We start from the raw sequence: 23,816 nt of genomic DNA on the forward strand, positions 1-23,816 counted from the left end.
GGTACGCGCTCGGCCGCGCACCGGGGGCGGGCCGGTCACCGCACCACGCGGATCTCCGGCATCGGCGGCCGTCGGGCACCGACCGGGCGGAGCAGAACGCGGCGGGCCCGCTCCCGGACCCCGCGCCGGCCCGGGTCGGTGGACGGCGCGTCCTTCGACCGGCGTCCGGCGTCGTCAGGACCGCTCGTCCGGGACAGCACCGCGTCGATCGCCCGCAGCTCCGCGAGGACCTCTCCGTCGAGGCTCCCCACCCCCGTCCGGTGATCGACCAGCCGGTGGGCGTGGCCGTGGTCCGGGGCGCGTTCGTCCGCCGGGACGCCGTGCCGGTCGAGCCAGGCGCGCCGGCCCTCCGCGCCGGCCGCCAGGGCGGTCAGGGACTCCGTCAGCAGCCGGTGTCCCGGAGCGGTTTCGGAAGGCGACACCGCCGGATCCGCTCAGGCGAGGTGGCGGGTGAAGAAGGGGAGGGCGGCGTCCCGTTCGTGGGGCGGGAGGTCGCCGTGGCGGCCGGGGTTGGCGTGCAGCGTCTTCTCGGCGGAGCCGAGCGCCTCGAACAGGGCGAGGCCCGCCGTCCGCGGCACGCGCTCGTCGTCCCACTGGAGCAGGAAGCGCACGGGGGCGGTGATCCGGGCGGCCTCGGCGGCCGAGGCGAGGGCCCCGCCGAGGCCGAGGACTGCGGCGCGGACGCGGGGTTCGGCCGCGACGAACGGGACGCCGAGTCCGCAGCCGAGCGAGATCCCCCAGTAGCCCACCGGGGCGGCGCCGACGTGGTCGAGCCGCTGGACGGCGTCCAGCACCGCCCGCCATTCGGGTACGGTGCGCCGGGCGACCAGGGCGTGGAACTCGGCGAGCAGGGGCCCGGGTTCGGCCCCGGCCTCGATGCGGGCCCGGTTCGCCGTGGCGATCCGGTCGTACTCCTCGTGCAGCGGCCGGTCGCCGTGGCCGGGGACGTCCGGCGTGACGACCGCGAAGCCGCACCCGGTGACGAGGCGGTGGGCGAGGGCCAGGACGGCGGGGGCCTTCTTGTGCTCGCCACCGCCGTGTCCGAGCAGGATCAGCGGGCGGGGGCCGGTGGAGCCGGCCGGCGTCCAGAGCGCGCCGGGGACGTCCCCCAGGGCGAAGAGCTGCTCACGGATGCCGTCGGACGACGCGTCGGAAGTGAAGCGCATTGCGGTACGGGCCTTTCGGGGTGCCTGTCGCGGGCACTCCCCGGGCCATGCGAGGGAGGGGTGCCCGACCTGTCACAGCGTTGATCGGTCCCACCTCCTCGGGTCGCAGCGGCGCACGGCGACGTGGACGGTACCACGGGGCGCCGGGGCCACACAGGGGAGTTAGAGGGTCTCACTTAAATTGTTGACACTCACAACGGCAAGGAGTTACAACTTATAACGAACGCGAAATCCTCTAGGGAAATGGAGGGCGCAGCCATGAGTGAGCAGCGCCTGCTCGAAGTCGTCCTGCCCGGCGTGGTGGCCCCGGAGGGGCTGGAGATCCGGTACGGGACCGTGCCGGAGGCCGGCCGGGGGCAGGTCGTGATCGGGGTGGAGGCGACCGGAGTGTCGTTCGCCGAGCAGCAGATGCGGCGCGGACGGTACTACGACCAGCCGCCGTTCCCGTTCGTCCCCGGCTACGACCTGGTCGGCCGGGTGCTGGCCACCGGCGAGGGCGTGGATCCGGCGCTGGCCGGCCGGCGGGTCGCCGCGCTGGTCAAGGTCGGCGGCTGGGCCAGCCACGTGGCGCTCGCCGCCGCCGACGTGGTGCCCGTGCCGGACGGCCTCACCCCGGCCGAGGCGGAGACCGTGGTGGTCAACGGCATCACCGCCTGGCAGATGCTGCACCGGCTGGCGCGGGTGCGCGCCGGGCAGACCGTCCTGGTCCACGGGGCGAGCGGCGGCGTCGGCTCGGTGCTGGTCCAACTCGCCCGCGCGGCAGGCGTGTCGGTGATCGGCACCGCCTCCGCCCGGCATCACGGGGCGCTGCGGGAGCTGGGCGCCGCCCCGGTCGACTACCGGGCCGGTGACGTGCCGGCCCGGGTCCGGGAACTGGCCCCCGGCGGGGTGGACGCGGTGTTCGACCACGTCGGCGGGCGCAGCGTCGTCGACTCCTGGGGGCTGCTGGCCCCCGGTGGCACCCTGGTCGCCTACGGCAGCGCCTCCACCCGGGACGACACCGGCTCCAAGCAGTGGCCCGTGCTGAGGATCCTCGCCCGCACCTGGCTCTGGAACGCGCTGCCCAACGGGCGCCGCGCCCGCTTCTACAACATCTGGGCCGGCCGGGCGCTCGGCGAGGACGGCTTCCGCGCCCGGCTGCGGGCCGATCTCACCGAGGTGTTCGGCGCCGTCGGACGCGGCGAGGTCTCGGCCCGGGTGGCCGCCGAACTCCCGCTCACCAGCGCCGCCGAGGCGCTGCGGCTGGCCGAGTCCGGCACCGTCAGCGGCAAGGTCGTCCTGATCCCCTGACGCGCTCGTGCCGCGCGCGTCGGCGCCCGACGCGCCACGGCGAACTGTCGGCGGGTTCAGGGTGCTGATGACGCGCAGCCGGACACCGGATCAAGCACCCCGATCCGGAGGACCACCGGACCCACCGCCTGGGCCGCGGCGGTGGCGAAGGCCGCCCCATGGCCTTCCGGGCCGCTTCCGGCACGACATGCGGGCCTGCGCCTTCCACGCCTCGGCGCGCTGGCTCGGCCAGGAGCAGTGGGTTGAGGGTGACGCAGTCGAATCCGTTGTTCGGCGCGGCCGCCGTACCCTTCTCCAGCCCGTTCGCGGGCGGCTCGCCCGACCGGTCCGTCCGCGGCCTCGGTCGGCGGCTGACGACCACGCGGGGAGGTTCGGGCAGCCGCGGGCGTCCTTCGGGGCAACGCCCCAGGGGCGCCCGGCCGTTACCGGCCGGTTGAGGCCGACGCTCCGTCACCGATTCCGTGAAGCTGGAGGGCAGGGGGCCAGTACCCGCCGCACCGCCCGCCGCCCGGCGGGCGGGCGGTGTGCGCATCGGAGGTCAGTGATGAAGGCGAATCGGCTCAGGAGGACGGCCGCCTCGGCGGCCGTGGTCCTCGCCACCCTGACGGGCACCGTCGTCGGAACGGCGGGAACCGCCGACGCGATCGAGATCCGGCAGTCGATGACGGTGCGCAACCCGTACTGCGAAAAGCCGGCGATCACGATCGAGACGACCGAGTTGTGGGGAGGTCAGATCCCCTGCGGAGGCGGATTCGGGGTGGACATCACGTCGCTCCTCTTCAAGAACAACGGGATGCAGGCCTTCTTCGTGGGGTCGGACTACGCGGTGTGGACCCGCTGGAAGGAGTACGGCGTCATGAGCGACTGGGTCTCGCTGGGCGGCCGTCTGACGGGCGACGTCTACATCAACGCCTGGAACACCTCCGGGTTCGTCCAGCTGACGGGGAAGGGCACGGACGGTCGGTTCTGGTTCAACAACCGTGACGTCAACGGTGGCTGGACCGGCTGGTTCCGGTAGTCCCCAGCGGGCGCCTTCCGCGATCCTGCCCGGCCGCGCCGAGGTGTTCGCGGGCGGCCGCCAGGTGGCGGGCGGCCGCGCCGAAGTGGTGGGAGACCAGCGGCAGGACCTGCGGGTCGAGTCTGCGGGTGAAGGCCCGGGCCGCCTCGAGCGGGGCGGTGGCGCGCAGCAGCATCGCGGCCGTCTGCGCGCCCTGCGGGCCGGGGCCGGACGCCTGGAGGCCGGCCGCCGTCCGGCGCAGGAGGATCAGCGCGTCCTCGGCGTCCGGCGGGCCCTCGGTGAAGTCGTGGCCCCACCAGGACAGTTCGGAGGTGACGTCGTGCAGGTGCGCCTCGCAGCGCCGGAACCACCAGGCGGTCCACGAGGCGGGCAGGGCTGTGGGGGCGGTACTCATGTCGTCATTCGGCACAGGCCGATCATGTCCCACAAAATCCGTCCCCGCCCCGGTAATCCGGAAAAGTCGGTCGTCCGGGGATCAGCAGCCCCTGGTGTCGGCGGGCAGCACCAGGCCGGCCGTCACCAGGCGGGCGCCGGTCACCTTGACCTGCTGGCTGTACGGACCGGTGGGCGCCGGGTTCGGGGTGACCAGGTTGAGCCGCTCCGGCAGCTCGGTGTCCTCGACCGGCGCACCGGTGTGCACCACGGACAGCACGCCGGAGCACTGGGAGGTCTCCGGGGGCGCGCTGCCCGGGGCGACGCCGTTGGCCGGGCCGAGCGGCACCTCGACGGTGTCCAGCGGGCGGTAGGAGTAGGACGGCCGCCCCGTCGCGCCGGGGCCGACCTGGGACATCCGCACCGCGAAGCGGGTGATCTTGACCGGTACCGGGGCGCAGAACCGCTTCGACTCCTGGGTGTCGAGGTGCAGGCCGTCCAGGGACATGTAGACGCCCAGGTCGATGATGCGCAGCGAGCCCGGCAGGCGGACCAGGTAGCCGCTCAGCTCCGTGTCGCCGAGCAGCGTGGTGTCGGCGCAGGTCGCGCTGGGTGCAGGGGCCACGGTCGGTGTGGGCGCCTCCGTCGGCTCCGGCGAGGCCGTGCCGGAGGCGCCGGCCGAGGCACCGGCCGAGGCGCTCACCGGGTCGGACGGCACCGGCGGCGCGGCCGCCCGGTCCGAGCCTCCCGAGGAGCAGCCCGCCACCCCCACGGCCGCGGCCGCCGCCACCGCGAGCAGAACCTTCCGGGACCGACCCGTGCGCTTCACATCCATGCCCCCACCTCCCCTGGAACGACGCCGATGATGCCAGAACTCGGCTTCACCTCGCGGCAGTTCGCCGGATTGGGTCGACATGCCGGGCTTCCACGTCCAGTACGAGGACGACCGCGCGCTGTACCTGCGCGGCACCGACGAGCTGACCCACCACAGCCTGGTGCTGCGCACGGGCGAGGCGCCCGCCCTGGACCACCTCGCCTACCGGGTGCGCACCCCCGGGGACGTGGACCGCGCCGAGGAGTTCTTCACCGCGCTCGGCTGCCCGGTGCGCCGGGTGCCGGCCGGCACCGGCACGCGCGGCGTCGGCGACGCGGTGCGCGTGGTGGACCCGCTCGGCTTCCCGGTCGAGTTCTTCCACGCGATCGACCGCGCCGAGCGGCTCATCCAGCGCTACGACCTGCGCCGGGGGGCGGAGGTGGCGCGGATGGACCACTTCAACATCGTGGTGCGGGACATCCCGGCCGCCTACGAGCACTACCGCTCGCTGGGCTTCGGCTGCCCGGAGACCATCGAGGGCGACGAGCACGAGCTGTACGCGGCCTGGATGTTCCGCAAGCAGACCGTGCACGACGTCGCGTTCACCAGCGGCGCCGGGCCCCGGCTGCACCACGTCGGGGTGTTCGCCCCCGAGGCGCACCAGGTGCTGCGCACCGCCGACATCTTCGGCTCGCTGCGGGCCGAGCACCACATCGAGCGCGGGCCGGGGCGGCACGGCGTGTCCAACGCCTTCTACCTCTACCTGCGCGACCCGGACGGCCACCGGGTGGAGATCTACACCTCCGACTACTACACCGGCGACCCGGACCACGAGACCTTCCGCTGGAACGTGCACGACGACCGGCGCCGGGACTTCTGGGGCAACGCCGTGATCGAGTCCTGGTACAAGGAGGCGGTCCCGGTGCTGGACCTCGACGGCCGGCCGCGGCCGGTGGTCTCGGCGGCCCTGGACGAGTCGGCCGTGCGGGTCGGCGCGGACGGCCTGGGCATCGTCCCCGCCCCCGCACCGGCCCCCGCCGCCGAGGGCTGACCCCGGCATGTCCGGCGCCCGTGACTCGGGCGGACATCCGGACGAACACCGAGGTGCGGACCGCGGCGGGCCCGGCCCCGGCGGAGCGGTGTGCTCCGCCGGGGCCGGTCGCCTCCCACGGGTCGGCCCGGGCTTGCACTTAGGCAGCGCGTGCAACTATTGTAGCGACAGTGATTGCAGCTGCAATCACTTATGGGCACGTCTCCTCCCAGCCTGCCGACCCGACCAGGAGTCCGACATGAGCACCGACCTCTTCAGCCCCTTCACCCTGCGGTCGCTGACCGTGCCCAACCGGGTCTGGATGCCGCCGATGTGCCAGTACAGCGCCGCACCGGACGGCGAGGCCGCGGGAGTCCCGACGGACTGGCACTTCACCCACCTCGCGGCGCGCGCCGCCGGCGGCACCGGGCTGATCATCACCGAGGCCACCGCCGTCAGCCCCGAGGGCCGGATCTCCCCGTACGACCTCGGGCTGTGGAACGACACCCAGACGGAGGCGTTCCGGCGGATCACCGCCTTCCTGAAGGCGCAGGGCACCGTGCCCGCGATCCAGCTCGCCCACGCCGGGCGCAAGGCCTCCACCGAGCGCACCTGGGTCGACCGCGGCCGCGCCATCGGCCCGGACGAGGCGCACGGCTGGACGCCGCTCGCCCCCAGCGCCGTGCCCTTCGACTCGGCACGGGTCACGCCGCAGGAGCTGACCGTCGAGCAGATCGGCGAGATCGTCCGCCAGTTCGCCGACGCCGCCCGGCGCGCGCTCGACGCCGGCTTCCAGGTCGTCGAGGTGCACGGCGCGCACGGCTACCTCGTCCACGAGTTCCTCTCCCCGCACACCAACCGCCGCACCGACGCGTACGGCGGCTCCTTCGAGGGCCGGATCCGCTTCGCCCTGGAGGTCGTCGACGCCGTGCGCGCGGTGTGGCCCGAGGAGCTGCCGGTCTTCTTCCGCGTCTCGGCGACCGACTGGCTCACCGAGAACCCCGAGGACGAGCGCGAGGGCTGGACGTCGGAGCAGACCGTCCGGCTCGCCAAGGAGCTGCACGCGCACGGCGTCGACCTGCTCGACGTCTCCACCGGCGGCCTGGTGCCCGACGCCCGGATCGAGGCCGGCCCCGGCTTCCAGGTGCCGTTCGCCGAGGCGGTCCGCAACGAGACCGGCATGCCGGTGGCGGCCGTCGGCCTGATCACCGACCCCGAGCAGGCCCGGCGGATCCTCGCCGAGGGCCGGGCCGACGCCGTCCTGCTCGGCCGCGAGCTGCTGCGCAACCCGTACTGGGCCCGCCAGGCCGCGACCGCCCTCGGCGGCGAGGTCTCCACCCCGGCGCCGTACCACCGGGCGTAGCGTCCCCGGCCGACCGGTGGGCGCCCCCGCTCAGCGGGGGCGCTTGCCGGTCAGCGCCTCCCAGCGGTCGTAGGAGTCCTCCCGCGCCTGGCGCGCCTTCGGAACGCGGGGGTCGGCGTCCCAGCGGGCGACGGTCTCGTCCAGGCGCCGCTGGGCCAGCGCCTGCTCGGAGGTGTCCTCCAGGGCACCGCGCAGTTCGGCCTCGGCCTCGCCGAGCAGTGACGCCCGCAGGAGCCGGGACGCCCGGGCGTCGGCGATGACGTCGTTGGCGCCCGCCACGAACTCCCGGACGCGCTCCGCGCTCGTCTCCCCGGCCGGGTAGGCCAGGCGGTGCCTGCGCCCCTGCGCGTCGACCACGGACACCCGGCCGGCCGCCTCCTCGTAGACCGTTATCTCGTGCAGCGGCAGCTCGGCCTTCCAGTCGCCGTCCTGGACCGCGAGCACGTGCGCGTGCAGGCGCAACGGGCCGAGCTCGTCGCGCAGTTCGCCCCGGCCCGGCTCCCGCAGTTCGGCGACGCGCCGTTCCCGCTCCCGCACCCGGCGGCGGTGCGCCGCGGTCGCCGACCGGACGCCGCCCCGCGCGCGGAACAGCTCCCACTGCCGGCGCAGCCACAGGAACCGCACCGCGGCCCGGCGCAGGCCGACGTCCCGGCGGGCCGGTCGGTGCTCGGGGCCGAAGGTGTGCCGCCAGGCGCCCGGATAGCGCCGCCGCCGCAGGACCACCGCGGCCGCGGCGAGCAGAACGGTCACCAGTATCCAGCCCATGGCACTCAACGCGACCTCCCCCTTCGGCGGCCCCGCCCCGGTCCGGGTGGCAACTCGGGTGGCCGTCCGCCCCGACGACTATCGGCAGCCCGGGGACGCCCGTCAAGGCTCCCGCGTCACATCCCCGGGGCGCGCGGTGGCAGTTCGGGCGCTCGCCGCGGCGGTCGGGGCTCCCCGGGGCCGGGGCACCGGGGCGCCGGCGAGCCGGGGCCGGCGGACCTGCCGGGCGTCAGGAACCGTGCCCGGCCAGTGCGTTGCGGCGCCGGACGTGCCCGGCGCGGCGGGGCAGGCGGGGCCGGCGGGGGCGTCCGCCGAGGTACGGGGCGGGCCCGGCTTCGGGGGCGGGCTCCGGGCCGGGATCGGAGTCGGGGCCTGGTCCGGGCCGCCGTTCCCGGGTGGCGACGGTCAGACAGGCCACCACCAGCACGAGGTTCTTCAGGATGTACTGCCCCTCCAGCGTGGGAACGGGCGGGACGCCGCCGGTCCACACGTCGTCCGGCAGCAGGACGAGGGTCGCGAACACCCCGGCCATGTGGACGAAGAACACGGCGAGGGTCAGCCGGAGCAGCAGCCCGGTGACCAGGCCGATCCCGATCGCGACCTCCATCAGCGCCAGCAGGAACCGGGAGACGCCGGGCGGCACCGTGTCGAAGGTCATCAGACTCATGCAGCGGGTCGCGAGGTCCTCGGCGGGACTGGCGCCGGGGAAGAACTTCGGCAGCCCGAACCAGAGGTACAACACCCCCACGCTGATCCGCAGCGCACCGGGGGCCACCCGCCGGTAGGCGCGGGCGAACACCTCGGCACGATGTCTGGACGACCGCACCACCCGTGCGGGAAACGACTCCATCTGCCCCTCCTTCGGATCGGTCAGAGTTCCCAGCACCCGGACAGCGACGGGGCGTACGGCGGCCGATGGGATCCGGGTGAGGGGCGGCCCGGAGCACCGGCCGTGGCACGGCCTGTCAGGTACTGGCTCAGAAGTCCGCAGCTTAGCGCCCTGGTGGCGCGCCGCATAGGCTTCCCGGAGCCGGATGACCATGTGCGGACGGCCGGTTGCGGTCTTCTAGCATCGCCGTCATGACTCCGATCCCGCCGGCGTGCCCGCGATGGGGCCACGCACCGCCCGCGCCCGCGCTGCGGGCCTTCGTCGAGCGGTACTGGTGGTGCGAGGACGGCTCGGGCGCACTGCCCCGGCTGCTGCCGGGGACCGGTGCGGAGCTGTGGGTGCACTGGGCCGGCGGGGTGGACCTGCGGGCCGCCGCCGGCACCGGGGCGCCGACGCCGCTGCCGGGGGCGCACCTGGTCTGCCTGCGGCGCACCGCCTGGCAGTTGGACCGGCGCACCGGGGCGAGCGGCTTCCTGGCGGTGCGGCTGCGCGCGGGCGCGCTGCGCCACCTCGTCCCGGTCGGGCTCGACGAACTGGCCGACCGGATCGTGGCCGCCGAGGACCTCTGGGGCGCGCCCGGCCGGCGGCTCCTCGAACGGCTCCGCACGGCCACCGGCCCGGCCCGGCGGCTCGCGGTGCTCGACGGGTTCCTCACCGCGCGGCTCGCCGAGCACCACCGCCCGCGGTCCTGGCTGGAGGCCGCCGTCGGGGAGGTCTACCGCCGGCCGAACGGCCTGCGGATCGACCGCCTCGCCGCCTCGTCCGGAATCGGCACGCGCCGGCTGCAGCGGGCGTTCCCGGCGGCGGTGGGGGCCGGGCCGAAGGAGTTCCAGCGCCTGGCGAGGTTCCAGCGGCTCGCCCGGCAGTTGCTGCGGGAGGACGAACGCGACTACCTGCCGGCGGCGCTGGCGGCCGGCTACTACGACCAGGCCCACTTCGTCCGCGAGTTCCGCCGGCTCACCGGCGAGCGGCCGACCGCGCTGCTCGGGCGGGGCCTGTCGCATTTCTACTATCCGCCGCTCACCGCCGGCGGCGAGGCTGGCCCCCCACCGACACGGAAGGAGTTCCCATGACCATGGTGCTGGCGATCCTGCGGGCACGGCCGGAGCACGCGGACGCGCTGGAGGCGGCGCTGCGCGAGGTGGCCTCGGCGACGCGGCACGAACCGGGCGCGCTGGCGTACACGGTCGGCCGCCAGGAGGGCGACCGCTTCCTGGTGGTGGAGCGGTACACCGACCAGGCGGCCCGCGACGCCCACTTCGGCTCCCCCTACGTGGCCGACCTGCTCGCCCGCTTCCCCCGGCTCCTCGCCGAGGACCCGCAGATCGAGTTCGCCGACGCCCTCATCTCCCCCTGAGGCCTCCTGACGCCCCGTCGGGGCTGGCCGAAGTGCGACCCCCGGGTGCCCGGCACCCGGGACGGTGCGGGGACGCGGCGCTACATTGGGCACAGTGCCGGGGAGGGGGCGGGCACCGGGTTCGTTCCCGTGCCGCGGCCGTTGGGAGGACGTGTGTCTTCGCCTCGTGGAGCGGACCGGCCCCGGGGGCGCCGCGCCGCCCGGCTCGCTCTCGGAACCCTGGTCGCGGCCGCCACCGCCGTCGTCGCCCTGCCGGCCGTCCCGGCGCAGGCCGCCGGGGCCAAGGTCGTCTACCTCACCTTCGACGACGGACCGAGCCCGCGCTACACCCCGCAGGTCCTCGCGGTGCTCTCCCAGTTCGGGGTGCGCGCCACCTTCTTCGAGATCGGCCAGAACGTCGCCGCGTACCCCGACGTCACCCGGCGGGTGGCCGCCCAGGGGCACAGCGTGCAGAACCACAGCTGGTCGCACCCGGACCTGCGCAACGTCTCCAAGTCCGCGTTCCAGTACCAGGTGACGGCCACCGACGCGCGCATCCGGGCGCAGACCGGCACCACCCCGGGCTGCCTGCGCCCGCCGTACGGCGGGGTGAACGGCGCCGTGCGCTCGGGCGCCTCGGGCCTGGGCAAGAGCATCCAGCTGTGGAGCGTCGACCCGCAGGACTGGGCCCGCCCCGGCCGGGCCGCGATCGAGCGCCGCGTCCTCAACGCCGTCAAGCCGGGCTCCGTGGTGCTCTTCCACGACGGCGGCGGCGACCGCGGCCAGACCGTCGCCGCCCTCCCCGGAATCCTGCGCACCCTCAAGTCCCGCGGCTACACCTTCGCCCTGCTCCCCTGCCGCTGACCGGCGGCCCCGTCCGGGCCGGGGCCGCCGGCACTCCTCCTCAGTTCTCCTCGGCGTCCAGGAGGTCGTCCTCGGTGATGTCGTGGGTGGCCATCAGGGCGGCGGCCTCGGCGGTGGCGCCGTGGGTGCGGAGGGCGCGGACCAGGAGGAGGGCGGCGTCCCAGGTGGTGCCGGGGTCGTCGGCCGCGGCCAGGGCGGCGCGGGCCGCCTCCTCGGCGGCGGCCGGGTCGCCGAGGCGCAGGTGGGCCTCGCCCAGTTCGGTCAGGACGTCGGTGAGGTCCTCGGTGGTGTCGGGGGCGGGGTGGTGTTCGAGGAGGGTGCGGGCGGTGGCGAGGCGGTCGGCGGCCTCGCGGTGGCGGCCGGTCGCGCGGATCTGGTCGACGTAGCCGCGCAGGACGGCGACCACCTCCGTGGTGTGGGCGGGGTCGAGGGCACCGTCGAAGACGGTCCGGGCCTCCGTCAGGATGTCCCCCAGGAGGCCGGTCTCGGCCTCGGTCCCGCTGTAGGGGTGGCGCCACATCGCCTGGACGAGTGCGCGGAGCCGGTCGGCCTGGCGGCCGGCGGCGGCGAAGCCGCGGGAGGCCGCGAGGTAGCGGGCGGCCGACTCCTCGCCGTGGCCGAGCAGGCCGCCCAGCCGCACCTCCAGGTCGGGGCGGGCCGGCAGGGAGGCGGGGCGGTCGGCGTCCTCCGTGTCGTCCAGGAGCTGGCGCACCCGCTCGGCGGCGTCGCCGCGCTCGCCGCGCTGCTGGCCGATGCCCACCAGCAGCCAGCGGCAGGCGGCGGCCTCCTCCGGGGCGCCGTGCCGGTCCAGTTCGCGCACCGCCTCCTCCGCGGCCTCCGCCGCCTCGGCGAAGCGGTCGGCGGCCAGCAGGGTCTCGGCCAGCTCGGCGCGGGCGCGGGCCGCGCCGACCGGGTCACCGGCCGCGACGAGGGCCGCGACCCGGTCGGTGAGGCGGTGGACCCGCTCGCCGCTGCGCGAGCGGAGGTCCGTGCCGGATCCCGGCAGCGCGACGGGCCCGCCGATCGGACCGGCGGCCATCCACTGCGCCATCCGGGTGCTCTCGTAGCCGTTGCCGTTGCGCGCGTCGAACCGGGCCGCGAGGCCGCGCACGCGCTCGCGCAGCTCGGCGGCGAGTTCGACGACCGTGGTGTCCGGGCGGCGCCGGCCCTCGACGGTCGGGAAGCGCAGCGGCAGCGCCCCGTCGCCGCCCGCCTCCACGGCCGACAGCACGGCGACGGCCGCCGCGGCGAACTCCAGCTCGGCCAGCGGGGTCCGCGCCCGGTCCAGCCAGGACAGGTGGCGCTCGATCAGGTCGATCCCGCGCCCCGGGTTGCCGCTCCGGGCGCAGAACAGCAGGTTGGAGGCGAGCGCGCCGAGGTGCGCCGGAGTGTCGCGGATCCGCCGGTACGCGACGCGGTGCGCCTCGGCGGCCTCCGCGCCGCGGCCGGTCCGCAGGTACGGCAGCAGCAGTTCGGAGTTGATCCACTGCGGCTGCTCGGTGCAGCCCGAGCGCCGGGCCGGCTCGCCGATCCGGATCGCCTCCTCGTCCCGGCCGAGCGCGACGAGGGTGCGCACCTGGCTGCTCGGCACGCAGCCGGAGCAGTCCGAGAGGCCGTCGCGCCGGGTGCGCGCCATCTGCTCGTAGTACTCCTGGGCCCGGGCGAGGTCGCCGGTGGCCTCGGCGACCAGCCCGCGGTGCTGGAGGACGGCGTGCAGGCTGTGGCCGCCGCGCCGGTAGCGCCGCTCCATGTCGTCGAGCAGGTCGGCGGCCCGTCGCAGCGGGATCTCCGGGAACTGGTGGACGTTGGAGATCATCCACTTGAACTGCCAGAGCAGGGTGTGCTCGTGTCCGCCGCCGAAGCGCTCCGGCTCGCGGTCGTAGGCCGCCAGGCACCAGGAGAAGGTGAGGAAGGCCTTGGCCGGTGCCCAGCTGTGCTGGAACACCGACGTGGCCGACATCCGCACGGAGAAGGCGAACTCGACCAGCCCGAGGGCGTCCGCGTGCCGGACCACCTCCTCCAGGGCGGCGAACTTCGCCGCCCCGTTGGGCATGCCCAGGGTGCTGCGGAAGAGCTCGCGCAGCTCCTGCTCGGTGCGGCTCACTGCGCGCCTCCGGCGACGGCCCGGCCGATCAGGCCGAGGAAGGACTGGTTGAGCGCCGCGGTGTCGGCCGGGCGCAGCGGGTGGTGGCCGAGCAGCAGCGCCTGGACGTAGAGGCCCTCCAGGCACATCGCCCGCAGCTCGGGTTCGGTGAGCGTCAGCACCTGCCGGGCCAGCGGGTTGCGGTGGTTGAGGACCAGGCGGGGGCGGGGTTCGGTCTCGCTCTGGAAGCTGCCGAGGATCGCCGCCCAGGTGTCGTCGACCTGTTCGCGGGCGCCGCGCACGTCCAGCTGGAAGGCGGTGTCCTCGTCGAGCAGGTAGAGGGCGGGCAGGCCGGAGGGTTCGAAGGAACGGACCAGCAGGTCGCAGCCGAGCCGGGCGAGTACCGGGTCGGCGGCCGCGAGGAAGGGCGCGATCGCCCGCTCGTCCGCCGCCTCCAGGCGTGCCAGGTGGGTGGTGAGGTCGGCCGCGCGCAGCTGTTCGGTCTCCAGGGCGCGGTCCACGGTGGCGAGGCGGTCGATCAGCTCGGCGTCGTAGACGTAGCCGGCGTTGACGACGGCGAGTCCCTGGGCGGCGGCGACCGGTGCCAGCCGGCGGAACTCGTCCAGCTGCGGGGTGTAGCGCAGCAGCCCGTAGCGGGCGGTGAACTCGGCGAGGGTGAGCGGGCCGGCGTTGGTCTCCATCGGCCAGTACTCGGCGACCAGTGCGAGCATCTCGTCGTCGTGCAGGGCGAGCGCCTTGACGCCCAGATGGTGGACCCGCAGGAAGGCGCGCAGCCGGGCGGGCTCCTGCGCGCTGAGGCGCACCAGCCAGCCGCGCAGCCGGTCGCCCAGCGCCTCGCGGGTGGCCTCCAGCAGGGAGTCCTCGTAGAGCGCCTCACGGCTGGCGGTGGGCCGCAGTTCCGTGGTGTCGACGACGCAGCGCACGAAGAACGCCCAGTCGGGCAGCAGCCGTTCGGCGCCCTCGGACAGCAGCATCTGCTTGAGGTAGACGCGGTGCGCGGCCGGGACGGCCGGATTGGCCGGCATCGGCAGGACGAAGGCGACGCCGCGCAGGCCGGCCTCGGCGGCGGCGAGGTCGACGACGTCGAACGGCGTGAAGCCGAACACCTCCTCGCAGTGGGCCTCCAGGCGGGCCCGGCGCTCGGCGGCGCCCTCGCCCTCGGGGCGGTCCCAGGGGGCCGGTCCGCCGGTGACCGGCTCGCCGTCGACGGTGACCGGGTGCGGGAGCCGCGCGCCGTAGTGGGTGACCAGTTCGGTGACGGCGCGGTGGGTCAGCAGGTGCTCGCTGCCGGGGCGCGGGCGCAGGGTGACCGTGGTGCCGGCCCCGGGGCGCTGCCGGTCGGCGGGGGCAGGCTCCAGGGCGTAGCTGCCGTCGGAGCGGCCGTGCCACAGCACGGTGGGCTCGCCCTCGCGGCGGGTGGCCACCTCGATGGCGTCGGAGACCATGAAGCAGGAGAGCAGTCCGATGCCGAACTGTCCCATGAACTCGTGCCGGGCGAAGCCCAGGTCGTCGCGCTTGGAGCTGCGGCCGATGGTCGCGAGCAGTTCGTGCACCTGGGCCTCGCTCAGCCCGATGCCGTTGTCGCTGATCGTCAGCGAACCGTCGCCGGTCCCCTCGCCGGAGGTGATGGCGATCCGGGGTGTGCGGGCCTCCGGTCCGTCGGCCTGGTGCAGGGCGGTGATGGCGTCGACGGCGTTCTGCAGCAGTTCGCGGACGTACACCTGCGGGCTGGTGTAGAGGTGATGGCTCAGCAGATCGACGATTCCGCGCAGATCGACGCGAAACGTTTGGCTCACGGATTCTTCTCCCCGGTCGTGTTGGGAGCACCCTAGGGCCCGGCACCGACACACGGGAGCGAATTTCGTGGATGGGTTCGAACGGCGGCCCGCCGCCGGGGAGGCGGAGTGCGGCCCGGTCGGTGAAGTCGACACGCTGGTGGACCGGCGGGTGGCCGGCCTTCACGGACTCCGGATGGCCGGGCAGGCCGGCGCCGATGTACCGGACCGCCGTACGGGCGGTCCGGGGCATCGGCGGGCGGCCGGCAGGGCGGGCAGGTCAGCGGCGGGCGGTGACCAGGGCCTCGATGTCGGGGACGACCGCCGCCGGGCTCGGCAGGGCGTCGTTCTCGGCGCGCAGCCGCTCGGCACCCTCCCGCAGCTCGGGGTCGCCGACCAGACGGGTGAGCAGCGCGGTGTCCACGTCCGCCGAGGAGGAGCTCAGCGCGGCCCCGGTGGCGACCAGCGCGTCGGCCACCGCGAAGTTGTCGGCGCCCTGGGGCAGCAGCAGCTGCGGCAGTCCGGCCTGCATCCCGGTGAGGGTGCTGCCGGAGCCGCCGTGGTGGACGACCGCGTCGCAGACCCGCAGCAGTTCGGCGAGCGGCACCCACGGCAGCGGGTGCACGTTGGCCGGCAGGCTGCCCAGCTCGGCGAGGTCGGCGTCGCCGACGGCGAGCAGGAACTCGGCGTCGACCCCGGCGGCGGCGCCGGTCAGCGGGGCGATGGCGTCCAGGCCGTCTATCCCGGTGAGCACCGTGCCGAGGGTGACGGCGACCCTCGGCCGCACGCCCCGGTGCAGCAGCGCGGCGGGGACGATGCCGCCGCCGTTGTACGGGACGTAGCGCATCCGCAGGCCGCCCTCGTCGCCGCCGAGCGAGGCCGGCACGATGTTCAGCGGGGTGGTGGCGGCGGGCCCGGCCACGCCGTGCTTCTCGTAGACATCGGTGAACCTGGCGGCCAGCCGGTCGGCCATGTCGAGGCCGGAGCTGAGGCCGAAGTTCTGCAGGGCCGCCGGGATGTCCAGCTTCGCCGCGACCAGCTGGGCGGAGGCCAGACAGGAGTCGTGGACGATCAGCTGGGCGTCCCAGCCCCCGGCCACGGCGAGCAGGTCGTCCACGGTGGCGCGCGAGGCGAGGGCGAAGGCCGCGGCGCCGATGTCCATGATCTCGTCCTGCGTCAGGTCCGGCTGGGCGTAGTGCGCCTGAGTGCCGGCCACCTCCTCGAAGGCGTCCCGGACCGGCCTGCCGTCGCCGATCTCGACGATCGGGAACCCGGCCTCGCGGAGTTGCTCCCACGGCCGCGGACTGGCGAACAGCACCTCGTGCCCGGCGGCCCGCATGGCCTGGGCGGTCGGCACCATCGGGAACAGGTGGCTCGGTGCGCCCGGGCCGGTGAAGAGAATGCGCACAACTGTCTCCTGGTCGTTCTCGGGTCGGTCGTCATGGGATCGCGCGGGGGCGGTCCATCCGTCGCCCACAACTGACGGACGATCAGTCGCTCTTCCCCGTGGGATCGATAATCGGACGTTCTGGGTCCCGGGCACGGGAGGCCGGGCAGGAGGTGGGAGCCGTGTCCCCCGGCGCTCGCCCGGCCGGGCCCGCTCACGCGAGTCGGCCGGTTCCCGCCGTCCGTGGACGGCTCCGGCGGCGCGGGGCCCGGCGGGGTGTCCGGCCACCCCTCGGGCGTGCGCCGGGCGGGGCGCTACCGGTCGGCGGCCCGCCCGTCGCCGGCCGGGCGCAGCACGGCGGTGGCGGTCTCCAGGAAGTCCGCCACCGGGCCCGGGCCCCCGTGCTCCTCCAGCACCGCCAGGCAGGTCGCGACCGGCGGGTGGTCGGTGACCGGCAGGTAGACCAGGTCCGGACGGGCGTACGAACGGGTGATGCTGAGCGGCACCAGCGCGACGCCCTGCCCGGAGGCGACCAGCTCGAACTTCTCGTCCAGGGAGGAGGTCCGCCGGCTCCGGACGTCGATCAGCGGCTCGCCGTCGAGGTCGGCGAGGGTGAGGGTGGCGCGTCCGGCGAGCGGATGGGTCACGGGCAGGCAGGCGACCTTGGTCTCCTGCCCGATCGGCACGGTGCGCAGGCCCGTGTCGTCGAAGGGGTGCCGCAGGAATCCCACCTGTGCCCGGCCCTCGCGCAGCGGCGCGTCCCGCTCCCACCAGCGCTGCGGCAGCACGTCGACGGCGATCCCCGGGTGGCGGGCCGTGAACGCCCGGATCGCCTCCGCGACGTGCAGGCCGGCGGAGAAGGCGACGACGATCCGCCGCTCGCCGCGGCCGGCCTCCCGGACCCGGCCCAGGGCGCCCTCCACCAGGCCGGCGATCCGGCCCGCCTCCTCGTACAACTGCCGCCCGGCATCGGTGAGTTCGACGCTGCGGGTGGTCCGGGTGAGCAGCGGGCAGCCGAGTTCCCGTTCGAACGCGCGGATCTGGCGGCTGAGGACCGGCTGGGCGATGAACAGCGCGGCGGCCGCCCGGCCGAAGTGGCGGTGTTCGGCGACCGCGACGAAGTACCGGAGCTTGCGCAGGTCCAGATCCATACCCGCACGGTATCAATGCGCCCGCAAGGGTATTGGACGCCCGGGCCGGGGCGCTCGGAGACTGGCCGGGCGATCGTCCGCGCCACCACGGGCGCACCCCCTCCCGCCTCCTCCCGAACAGGACCACCCATGCCCACGTCCCGTCCGACCGCCCTCGTCGTCGGAGCCTCCCGGACCCTCGGACTCGGGATCACCGCCGAGTACCTCCGCCGCGGCTGGCACGTCATCGGCACCGTGCGCGGCAGCCGGCCCACCGGCCTGCACGCGCTGCGCGACGCCCCGAGCGGCGGCCGACTGACCGTCGAGCAGCTGGAGATGACCGATCCGGAGCAGATCGCGGCGCTGCGCGACCGGCTGGCCGGTCGCACCCTCGACCTGCTCTTCGTCAACGCCGCGATCGCCCGCGGCGACCTGCCGATCGGCGAGGTGCCGACGGACATGTTCACCGAGGTGATGGCGACCAACGCGCTCGGCCCGATGCGGGTCGTCGAGGCCCTGCGCCCGCTGGTCGCACCGGACGGGACGATCGGGGTGATGTCCTCCGAGCAGGGCAGCGTCTCGCTCAACACCGAGGGCGGGCAGGACCTCTACCGGGCCAGCAAGTCAGCGCTCAACCAGCTGATGCGCTGCCACGCGGCCCGGTACGCCGAGGACGGCCGGACGCTGCTGCTGATGGACCCGGGCTGGGTTCGCACCGGCCTCGGCGGGCCCGGCGCCGAGCTGAGCGTGGAGCAGAGCGTCCCGGGGGTGGTGGCCACGATCGAAGGCCACCGGGGCGCACGCGGCCTGCACTTCGTCGACCGCCTGGGGCGGGTCGTGCCCTGGTAGCCGCCGCCCCGGCGGACCCCCTCAGCGCCCCGGCGCCCCCGGCGGCCCCCGCCCCCGCGCGCCGAACTCGGCGGCGTGCTGGCGCGGTTGCCGGCCGCGATCGAGGGCATCGCGCCCTGAGCGGGCGCCGCGCGGCGGCGGAACGGCCGGCGCGGAGCGGGTGCGCGGGCGTCCGGTCCCCGATCCGCGCGTTCGTTCCTCTATCCTCTACGTCAGGTGTCGGGCAGGGGGCCCGGGTTGTTGTCTTGGGGGTGTGTGTGGTCACCGGTCGAGTGGTGCGGTACGACAGTGTGCGCGGGTACGGGTTCATCGCTCCGGACCACGGCGGGGAGGACGTCTTCCTGCACGTCAACGACATGCTGATGCCCGAGTCGCTGGTGCACTCGGGTCTGGTGGTCGAGTTCGAGATGGAGGAGGGCGATCGGGGGCTGAAGGCCTCCTCGGTGCGCCTGCCCAAGGGGGCGCTGGTCCGGCCGGCCGGACCAGCGCCGGCCGCCGCACGGGCGGCGGTGGCCGACGGCGACGACGTCGAGTGCGACGTCCTCACCTCCGCCGAACTCCTGCTGGAGGTCACGGAACTGCTGCTGGAGCACGCGCCCTCGCTCACCGGCGAGCAGGTCCTGAAGGTGCGCAACGCCATGCTGCAGTGCGCGAAGAGCCACGGCTGGACCGAGGGCTGAGGCCCGGGCCCCGACCTCGGCCCTGGCCGCAGGCCGTCGGCCGGCCCCGGAACACGGGGCCGGCCGACGGTCGTTCTGTTGTTGCGCGGTGACGATTGCTCAGAAGAGCACGTCGGTGCAGGAGTAGAACGCGTTCGCGGTGTCCGCGACGTCCCAGACCGCCACGACCACGTGGTGCCCGGTGCGGCCGGTGGGCAGGGTCGCGGTGTGGGTGGTGACGGCGGCGGGCTGGCGGCCGTTGTAGGGGACCGTCAGGAACGGCGTCAGGTCCAGGCTGGCCCGGGTGATCTTCTGGGCCGGGTCGTAGCCCTGCTTGGTCAGGAAGTAGCGGAAGTTGGTGGTCGAGTGCCGGGCCTCGATCTCCCAGGTGAAGGTCTGCTGGCCGCCGGCCGTCACCTTGGTGGTCGGCCAGGCGCCGTTGCGCGGGTTGTCCAGCGGCGCCCAACGGGCGTCCGCGCCCGCGCAGATGGTGCCGTCGGCGGGGCCGCGGCTCGGGAAGCCCTTCGGGCCCTCGACGCTCTGCGGCTCCCACTGGATGTCGCCGCAGTTCTTGACGACACCCGCGCCGCACAGGGCCGAGCGGCTCGGCGGGAGGTTGATGAACCCGTGCGAGTTGGCCGGGACGGCCATCGCGAGCGGGACGGCGACCGCGGCCAGGGCCGCGCCGACGATGTGGCGTTTGCGCATGATGCTCCTCCGTGGGGGGATGGAGATGTGCGCCCGACGCGAGGGGCGGCGCGTGTGGGGGTGCGCCGGCCGTGGAGATCTTGGCATGCCTGCGCCAGGCGATTGCCCATACCGTAGGGAGCGGACGCCCACCCGTCAATGGTCTGGACCACTTTGACGTTCCGTCGACCACCGTGCGGAATCGGGTGGCTGTGCGGTAGCGTGCGGGCCATGTCGAGTCCCGAGTCGGACGAGGTGGGGGCTTTCGGTCACGCCGTCAGCCCCCTGAACCCCTGAGTCCGTAGCCACCACCGCGCCGCGCCGGACCGCCGTGCGCGGCCGGTCGCGCGTGCGCCCCCGGGGGGGGCCTGCCGGTGTGACGAGTCGCCCTTCCCGCGCCTCTCCTCACCCCGGAGCCACTCGATGCCTCTTCCGCTGTACCTGCTCGCCGTGGCGGTCTTCGCCATGGGCACCTCGGAGTTCATGCTCGCCGGCCTCCTGCCGGCCATCGCCTCGGACCTCGGCGTCACGCTCGGCGCCGCCGGCACGCTCACCTCGGCCTTCGCGATCGGGATGGTCGTCGGCGCGCCCCTGACGGCGGTGCTCGCCCGCGCCCTGCCCCGCCGGTGGAGCCTGCTCGGCGCCCTCCTGCTCTTCACGGCGGCCCACACCGCGGGGGCCGCCGCCCCGAACCTCCCGCTGCTGCTCGCCACCCGGGTCGTCGCGGCGCTCGCCGCCGCGGGGTTCCTCGCCGTCGCGCTGACCACCGCCGCCGCGCTGGTGCCCGCCGACCGGAAGGGACGCGCGCTCGCCGTCCTGCTGTCGGGCACCACGGTGGCCACGGTCGCCGGCGTCCCCGCCGGTGCGGCGCTCGGCTCGGCGCTCGGCTGGCGGGCCGTCTTCTGGGCCGTCGCCGCGCTCTGCCTGCCCGCCGCCCTCGGCGTCCTCACCGGCGTCCCGGCCGGACGCCCGCCGCGCGACGCCGCCGACCGGCCTACTGTGCGCACGGAACTCGCGCGCCTGAGCAGCCCCCGGCTGCTCACCGTGATGCTGCTCGCCGCCCTGGTCAACGCGGCGACCTTCACCGGGCTCACCTACCTCGCGCCCGTGGTGACCGGCACCGCCGGGCTGGACGCGTCGTGGGTCCCGGTCACCCTGGTGCTGTTCGGCGCCGGCTCCTTCGCCGGCGTCACCGCCGCCGGGCGGCTCTCCGACCGGCACCCCGTCCCGGTGCTCGCCACCGGCGGCGCCCTGCTGCTCGCCGGCTGGCCCGCCCTGGCCCTGCTCGCCACCCGGCCCGCCGCCCTGCTCGCCCTGGTGTTCGCGCTGGGCGCGCTCTCCTTCGCGGTGGGCGGCACCCTGATCACCCGGGTCCTCTACGCGGCCGCGGGCGCCCCGACCCTGGCCGGCGCCTGCGCGACCGCCGCACTCAACCTCGGCGCCGCCGCCGGCCCGCTCGCCGGCGCGCGCGCCCTCACCACCCCGGCAGGCGACCTCGGCCCCGTCTGGCTCGCCGCCCTCCTCACCGCCCTCGCCCTCCTCCTCGCCGCTCCCCTGCGAACGGCCCTGCGCGCCGAACCGCGCGACGCCGGGGCCGACGGCCGCGGGAACCCGAGCCGCACGGCCCCGGCGCCCGAGGAGTCGCCGGCCTCGCCCTGAGCGACTCGCCACGCGATCACGGACTCGGCGACGGAGGCCATCACTTCCCGAGGTCCTTCATCACCCCGATCCGCACAGGTCGCCGTCCTTGTCGAGCGGAAGCTCGTGGACGGCGGCCCATAGCCCCGAGAGCCACGACGGACAAGCCACCATGGCCGGCTCGCCAGTCGGATCCGGGGTCGACTCGCCGTGCGCTCTGGCAGACTCGGTGACATGCGGGACGGGGCAATCGACGCGAGGCACCTCGACGCCGCCGTGAGCCTGACCGTGCGCACGCACGAGGGGGGCGGCACGTGCGTACGCGCCGCGGGCGGCGCTACCGGGTTCACCGTGCGCAGCAACCCGGTGGGCCCCCTGAAGGGCTTCTTGGCCGTCATCGGATTGCTCCTGCAGCGCAGTTCGTCGGTGTGAAGGAGAATCCGATTTGGCCCGCAGAAACGACGACGTCGGCCGGTTTCTCTACTGGTCGGAGCGTCGAATCCGCAGCATCGCCGGCGACAACGGCATTTCCCTCGGGGGCTGGAGGCTCACCTCAGTGAGTCCACCGACCGCGGTCGGCCCGCTGCCGCTCCCCCAGGCGTCCTTCAGCGCGCCCGCCCGAGAGGCGGACCGACGGGACATGACGATCCGCGTCCGCAAGGAGCTCAGGTCACGGACCGAAGTCGGGTTCGACTCGCCGCCCCCGACCGACTTCGCCGAAGGAGTCGGCCGGGTCGAGTTCGCAAGATTCATCGGCGGCCCCGCGCGGGACAGGGGAGTGCTGTTGCACACGCACACCCACAGCGGCGACGGGCGACGGGTCGACGTGATCCTGTTCGGGAGCCTCGACAACACCCCCGGCTTCCGGGCGACCGATGCGGCAGAGGTCGGGTGGACCTCCTCGGCATGGCTCGCCGTCTCGCGGTTGCTGGAAGGAATCCAGCCCGAGAGCGACTCCTTCTGGGGTGACACCGAGTCCGTCGCGTTCGAAGCCCTGAAGATCGCTCTGCACCAGGGCTGCACCGGACGTGACAGCGAGCACGCCGGCCGGCCATGGACCCGCGGATTCACCCTTGGCCGCGCCGAGGACTGCGAATGGTTCGCAGAGATCTACGCGGACGTCGTACTGGACCACGACCGATGGGCGCCGCTGCTTCGGGGCGAGGGCCTGAACAGCCCGGAGCGAATCCTCATCGGCGCACCGGTGTGGGCGCGAACCGCGAGCCCGAAGTCCCTGGTGCGGTACGCCCGATTGCGGGCGAGGGGAGGTACTTCCCGGCGTTGGTTCCTGCCGTTCCGTCGCGGTGCCGCAGGCGGCGTGGGGGCAATCGCCGCGGAACCCGGAACCGTCTCGTCCGACGGCGGTGAGCGCTCCGAAGCATCCGAGCGGGTCGACTGAATCAGACACAGCCGCCGCGAGCCGGCCGCACGCCCCTCCTGCGGGAGAACAACACTGTCGAGGTGCGTGACCCGGGCGACGGTGCCGGCCGCGCCCGGGTCATCGGCCTGTCGGGAGCGTGAGCGACTCCGCCCGCCCGCCGGGCGACCCTGCGTACGGGTCGCGGTCAGCGGCGGATGGTCGGGGTGGACTCGCCGTAGGCGCGCAGCAGTTGGTGGGCGTGCAGCCAGCGCAGCTCCGTGCCGCAGGCGCGCAGCGCCATGCCGAGGGCGTGCCGCATCGCGCCGTCGACCGCGGTGCGGGCGGCGGTGGCGCGGGCCGCCTCGGGCAGGGCGCTGTCGGCGAGGTCGGCGAGCCGGCGGGACGGGTTCCAGCCGAGGTCCGCCGCCCCGTCGCGGTCGTCCGCGCCGCCGGTCGGGGCGCCGGGGGCGAGGGTGATGCCGGCGGCGCCGGGGCGGACGGCCAGCGGCAGGCCGGCGAGGGCGGCGCTGCGGCGGACGGTGCCGACGAGGCCCGCCGGGAGCCCGGGTTCGGCGGGGACGGGCCCGGGCTGCCGGGCGACCAGGGCCCCGGGCGGGACGCGCAGGCCGCCGTCGACCGCGCCCCGGCCGTCGACCCGCAGCTCCCCGCCGGTGCGGTCCCGGGTGGTCTCCAGCCCGAAGGCGGGCAGGAACTCGGCGAGCGCGTTCGTCATGGCCGTCTCCACCGCCTCCCGGGCCGGCCCGGCCGACTGCCCCGGTTCCGCCATGGCGGCGGCGTCGGTCAGGCGCGGGGAGGGCAGCCAGTCGAGGGCGGCGACGCCCGCACAGCGGTCGCCGTCGTCGACAGGGCGCGCGGGGCGGATCCGCACGCCGGGTCCGTGGTCGCCGAAGGCGACCGGCAGACCGGCGAGCAGCAGCGCGTCGGTGAGGCGGTCGGCCAGGGCGGGATCGACCCGGCCCGCGGGCGGTCCGGCGTCGGCCGGGGTCGGGGGCTGCCGGTACGACGGGAGACTCAACGGTGCGGGCCCTTCTGGAGGTCGTCCGCCGACGGCGGCGAGGGACGGTGCATGGCGGTGTTCCGGTTCTCCTCGGACTCCGGTGCCCTCCGCTCCCAGTTCGCCTCGACGCGGGCCCGCTCGATCTCGACGAGCTGCCGGACCACGTCGTCGACGGTTCGGTGGGAGATCTCGGCGAAGCCGTTGAGCCACTCGGCGAGGTCGACGGGCAGGCGGAGGGTCACGCGACGCGGCGGGGGGAGTTCGGGCATCGGGCCTCCTCGGACCCCGTGGGTCGGCATGCG

General features: G+C 75.1%; 25 protein-coding genes. 12 read left to right on the plus strand and 13 right to left on the minus strand.

Annotation, left to right across the window (positions count from 1 at the left end; all coding sequences use genetic code 11):
* Positions 1-35: 35 nt before the first annotated feature.
* Positions 36-422, minus strand: coding sequence for a hypothetical protein (locus tag ABT238_RS24535; RefSeq protein WP_350789258.1), 387 nt, complete (start codon positions 420-422; stop codon positions 36-38).
* Positions 423-434: 12 nt separating this feature from the next.
* Positions 435-1,166 carry a dienelactone hydrolase family protein gene (locus ABT238_RS24540; protein ID WP_350789279.1) on the minus strand — a complete coding sequence of 244 codons (732 nt, stop codon included), beginning with the start codon at positions 1,164-1,166 and terminating at the stop codon, positions 435-437.
* 258 nt (positions 1,167-1,424) lie between these two features.
* On the opposite strand from ABT238_RS24540, the gene ABT238_RS24545 reads away from it, so the two are divergent.
* Both ABT238_RS24545 and ABT238_RS24550 read left to right on the plus strand, forming a co-directional pair.
* Positions 1,425-2,456 carry a medium chain dehydrogenase/reductase family protein gene (locus ABT238_RS24545; RefSeq protein WP_350565362.1) on the plus strand — a complete coding sequence of 344 codons (1,032 nt, stop codon included), beginning with the start codon at positions 1,425-1,427 and terminating at the stop codon, positions 2,454-2,456.
* Positions 2,457-3,000: 544 nt separating this feature from the next.
* A complete protein-coding gene (locus ABT238_RS24550; protein ID WP_350565364.1) occupies positions 3,001-3,474 on the plus strand; it encodes a PLL family lectin in 474 nt (157 codons plus the stop codon).
* On the opposite strand, the gene ABT238_RS24555 is transcribed toward ABT238_RS24550, so the two are convergent.
* Both ABT238_RS24555 and ABT238_RS24560 read right to left on the minus strand, forming a co-directional pair.
* On the minus strand, positions 3,443-3,868 hold the full coding sequence (locus tag ABT238_RS24555) for a hypothetical protein (protein ID WP_350789316.1): 426 nt from the start codon (positions 3,866-3,868) through the stop codon (positions 3,443-3,445). The two genes, ABT238_RS24550 and ABT238_RS24555, sit on opposite strands and share 32 nt — an antisense overlap.
* Before the next feature lie 81 nt (positions 3,869-3,949).
* Positions 3,950-4,681: a hypothetical protein gene (locus tag ABT238_RS24560; protein WP_350789332.1), complete on the minus strand. Its 732-nt coding sequence runs from the start codon at positions 4,679-4,681 to the stop codon at positions 3,950-3,952.
* 79 nt (positions 4,682-4,760) lie between these two features.
* Between ABT238_RS24560 and hpaD the strand changes: the two genes are divergently transcribed.
* Both hpaD and ABT238_RS24570 read left to right on the plus strand, forming a co-directional pair.
* On the plus strand, positions 4,761-5,711 hold the full coding sequence (hpaD, locus tag ABT238_RS24565; RefSeq protein ID WP_350789352.1) for a 3,4-dihydroxyphenylacetate 2,3-dioxygenase: 951 nt from the start codon (positions 4,761-4,763) through the stop codon (positions 5,709-5,711).
* Positions 5,712-5,949: 238 nt separating this feature from the next.
* On the plus strand, positions 5,950-7,053 hold the full coding sequence (locus ABT238_RS24570; protein ID WP_350565375.1) for an NADH:flavin oxidoreductase/NADH oxidase: 1,104 nt from the start codon (positions 5,950-5,952) through the stop codon (positions 7,051-7,053).
* Positions 7,054-7,083: 30 nt separating this feature from the next.
* On the opposite strand, the gene ABT238_RS24575 is transcribed toward ABT238_RS24570, so the two are convergent.
* Both ABT238_RS24575 and ABT238_RS24580 read right to left on the minus strand, forming a co-directional pair.
* Complete coding sequence (locus ABT238_RS24575) at positions 7,084-7,818, minus strand: hypothetical protein (RefSeq protein ID WP_350565376.1); 735 nt, start codon at positions 7,816-7,818, stop codon at positions 7,084-7,086.
* Positions 7,819-8,047: 229 nt separating this feature from the next.
* The gene (locus ABT238_RS24580) at positions 8,048-8,668 is read right to left on the minus strand and encodes a DoxX family protein (protein ID WP_350565378.1); all 621 of its coding nucleotides are present in this window, start codon (positions 8,666-8,668) and stop codon (positions 8,048-8,050) included.
* Positions 8,669-8,898: 230 nt separating this feature from the next.
* On the opposite strand from ABT238_RS24580, the gene ABT238_RS24585 reads away from it, so the two are divergent.
* From ABT238_RS24585 to ABT238_RS24595, 3 genes are all read left to right on the plus strand, one after another.
* Entirely contained in the window at positions 8,899-9,780 is an 882-nt protein-coding gene (locus ABT238_RS24585; protein ID WP_350789384.1) for a helix-turn-helix domain-containing protein, read from the plus strand.
* On the plus strand, positions 9,777-10,064 hold the full coding sequence (locus tag ABT238_RS24590) for a putative quinol monooxygenase (protein ID WP_350565382.1): 288 nt from the start codon (positions 9,777-9,779) through the stop codon (positions 10,062-10,064). The genes ABT238_RS24585 and ABT238_RS24590 overlap by 4 nt, the downstream gene beginning before the upstream one ends.
* 153 nt (positions 10,065-10,217) lie before the next feature.
* Positions 10,218-10,907: a polysaccharide deacetylase family protein gene (locus ABT238_RS24595; RefSeq protein ID WP_350565384.1), complete on the plus strand. Its 690-nt coding sequence runs from the start codon at positions 10,218-10,220 to the stop codon at positions 10,905-10,907.
* 40 nt (positions 10,908-10,947) lie between these two features.
* On the opposite strand, the gene ABT238_RS24600 is transcribed toward ABT238_RS24595, so the two are convergent.
* From ABT238_RS24600 to ABT238_RS24615, 4 genes are all read right to left on the minus strand, one after another.
* Positions 10,948-13,011 carry a hypothetical protein gene (locus tag ABT238_RS24600; protein ID WP_350565385.1) on the minus strand — a complete coding sequence of 688 codons (2,064 nt, stop codon included), beginning with the start codon at positions 13,009-13,011 and terminating at the stop codon, positions 10,948-10,950.
* Positions 13,008-14,807, minus strand: coding sequence for an HSP90 family protein (locus tag ABT238_RS24605; protein WP_350789415.1), 1,800 nt, complete (start codon positions 14,805-14,807; stop codon positions 13,008-13,010). The genes ABT238_RS24600 and ABT238_RS24605 overlap by 4 nt, the downstream gene beginning before the upstream one ends.
* A 259-nt stretch (positions 14,808-15,066) precedes the next feature.
* The gene (locus tag ABT238_RS24610) at positions 15,067-16,194 is read right to left on the minus strand and encodes a nucleotide disphospho-sugar-binding domain-containing protein (protein ID WP_350565389.1); all 1,128 of its coding nucleotides are present in this window, start codon (positions 16,192-16,194) and stop codon (positions 15,067-15,069) included.
* Positions 16,195-16,487: 293 nt separating this feature from the next.
* Positions 16,488-17,324, minus strand: coding sequence for a LysR family transcriptional regulator (locus ABT238_RS24615; RefSeq protein WP_350789438.1), 837 nt, complete (start codon positions 17,322-17,324; stop codon positions 16,488-16,490).
* A gap of 129 nt (positions 17,325-17,453) precedes the next feature.
* On the opposite strand from ABT238_RS24615, the gene ABT238_RS24620 reads away from it, so the two are divergent.
* Complete coding sequence (locus ABT238_RS24620; RefSeq protein ID WP_350789454.1) at positions 17,454-18,152, plus strand: SDR family NAD(P)-dependent oxidoreductase; 699 nt, start codon at positions 17,454-17,456, stop codon at positions 18,150-18,152.
* A gap of 257 nt (positions 18,153-18,409) precedes the next feature.
* The gene (locus ABT238_RS24625) at positions 18,410-18,832 is read left to right on the plus strand and encodes a cold-shock protein (protein WP_350565395.1); all 423 of its coding nucleotides are present in this window, start codon (positions 18,410-18,412) and stop codon (positions 18,830-18,832) included.
* A 99-nt stretch (positions 18,833-18,931) separates the two neighbouring features.
* On the opposite strand, the gene ABT238_RS24630 is transcribed toward ABT238_RS24625, so the two are convergent.
* Positions 18,932-19,519, minus strand: a complete 588-nt coding sequence (locus ABT238_RS24630) for a lytic polysaccharide monooxygenase (protein WP_350565396.1) — start codon at positions 19,517-19,519, stop codon at positions 18,932-18,934.
* Positions 19,520-19,921: 402 nt separating this feature from the next.
* On the opposite strand from ABT238_RS24630, the gene ABT238_RS24635 reads away from it, so the two are divergent.
* The 3 genes from ABT238_RS24635 (at position 19,922) to ABT238_RS24645 (ending at position 22,535) form a co-directional block, all read left to right on the plus strand.
* Positions 19,922-21,157, plus strand: coding sequence for a Cmx/CmrA family chloramphenicol efflux MFS transporter (locus tag ABT238_RS24635; protein ID WP_350565398.1), 1,236 nt, complete (start codon positions 19,922-19,924; stop codon positions 21,155-21,157).
* Positions 21,158-21,370: 213 nt separating this feature from the next.
* A complete protein-coding gene (locus ABT238_RS24640) occupies positions 21,371-21,568 on the plus strand; it encodes a hypothetical protein (protein WP_350789492.1) in 198 nt (65 codons plus the stop codon).
* A gap of 13 nt (positions 21,569-21,581) precedes the next feature.
* The gene (locus ABT238_RS24645) at positions 21,582-22,535 is read left to right on the plus strand and encodes a hypothetical protein (protein ID WP_350565400.1); all 954 of its coding nucleotides are present in this window, start codon (positions 21,582-21,584) and stop codon (positions 22,533-22,535) included.
* A 166-nt stretch (positions 22,536-22,701) separates the two neighbouring features.
* Here ABT238_RS24645 and ABT238_RS24650 read toward each other — a convergent pair whose 3' ends face one another.
* Both ABT238_RS24650 and ABT238_RS24655 read right to left on the minus strand, forming a co-directional pair.
* Entirely contained in the window at positions 22,702-23,532 is an 831-nt protein-coding gene (locus ABT238_RS24650; RefSeq protein WP_350565402.1) for a hypothetical protein, read from the minus strand.
* Positions 23,529-23,783, minus strand: a complete 255-nt coding sequence (locus tag ABT238_RS24655; RefSeq protein WP_350565404.1) for a hypothetical protein — start codon at positions 23,781-23,783, stop codon at positions 23,529-23,531. The genes ABT238_RS24650 and ABT238_RS24655 overlap by 4 nt, the downstream gene beginning before the upstream one ends.
* Positions 23,784-23,816 lie beyond the last annotated feature (33 nt).

The organism is Kitasatospora sp. NPDC001527 (assembly GCF_040298605.1).
Classification (GTDB): domain Bacteria; phylum Actinomycetota; class Actinomycetes; order Streptomycetales; family Streptomycetaceae; genus Kitasatospora.